This is a genomic window from Streptomyces bobili (assembly GCF_002154575.1).
GTDB classification, from domain to species: domain Bacteria; phylum Actinomycetota; class Actinomycetes; order Streptomycetales; family Streptomycetaceae; genus Streptomyces; species Streptomyces bobili.
The window spans coordinates 1-1095 of record NZ_MUBA01000811.1 but is presented as its reverse complement, the minus strand read 5'-3'; the positions used below and the strand labels follow the sequence as shown (position 1 = coordinate 1095).

1 protein-coding gene and 1 pseudogene are annotated in these 1095 nt (G+C 71.7%); one reads left to right on the top strand and one right to left on the bottom strand.

Annotated features, from left to right (window positions below):
* Positions 1–359: pseudogene (locus tag BZL64_RS37835) on the bottom strand (hypothetical protein); the annotation flags it as partial.
* 162 nt (positions 360–521) lie between these two features.
* Here BZL64_RS37835 and BZL64_RS37830 point away from each other — a divergent pair.
* Entirely contained in the window at positions 522–1013 is a 492-nt protein-coding gene (locus BZL64_RS37830; protein WP_086773472.1) for a DUF2269 family protein, read from the top strand.
* Positions 1014–1095: the final 82 nt, after the last annotated feature.

Genomic DNA, 1095 nt, shown 5'->3' with positions numbered 1-1095 from the left:
GGCGGGGGAGAACGGCACGCGCATCGCGTCGATCTGCGTCGGGGCCTTCCTGTTCGCCGCGACCGGCCTGCTGGACGGCCTGCGCGCAACGCCTCCGTGACTCCCTCCGGCAGCCGCTCCGGTGGTTCCCGCACGCCGGGCAGGATGATCGTGTCCGCCTCCGCGAGGGCCTCCAGACCGTACGGCGCCCGCACCGTGAACGCCCCCGCGCTCACCTCGCCCGACGGGTACGGCGAGCAGACCCGCACCCGGTACGCCTCCCGGCCGTCGGGCAGCCGCGCCCAGCCGAAGGCGTCGATCGGGGCGGAGAGGTCGAAGGGGATGACCCCGTCCAGGGCCAGAACGGCGACGGTGTGCATGGCGAGAGCCTAGGCATACGACGGGAAACCGCCAACCCCGCCCACGAAGAAAGCAACGGGACCACAGCCACTTCACCTGCCATGGTCCACTTGGCGAGAACCCGTCGCCCCCTGGCAATCCCGCCACTTCTGCGAGATCGGCAAGACGCCTAGCGTCGGCCCGTGACCAAGTTCCTCCTCGCCGTCCACGTCCTCGCCGCGATCGTCGCGATCGGTCCCGTCACCGTCGCCGCGAGCATGTTCCCGCCCGCCGCGCGCCGGGCCCTCGCCGCGCCGGACGACGCCCGCGCCGCCGAGACCGTACAACTGCTGCACCGGATCTGCCGGGTGTACGCCGCCGTCGGCATCGCCGTCCCCGTCTTCGGGTTCTTCACGGCGGGCGCGATGGGCGTGCTCGGCGACACCTGGCTGATCGTGTCCGTCGCGCTGACCGTCCTGGCCGCGCTCGTCCTCGTCGTGCTGGTCCTGCCCCGGCAGGAGATCCTCGCGGAAGGCCCTGCGGGCGGCAGCCCCGGCACCGAAGGCACGGTAGCCCTTGAGGCGACCCGTGCGGCGACCGTCCAACTCGCCATGTTCACCGGCATCTTCAACCTTCTGTGGGCGACGGTCACCGTCCTGATGATCGTCCGACCGGGCTCGACGACAGGCGCGTAGAGACGTAGAGCCGAAGAGAGCCGTAGACCAGCACCGGACCGCCCGCTTTTCGTTATCGGCCCCGCCCCCCGCGCGTCTCCGG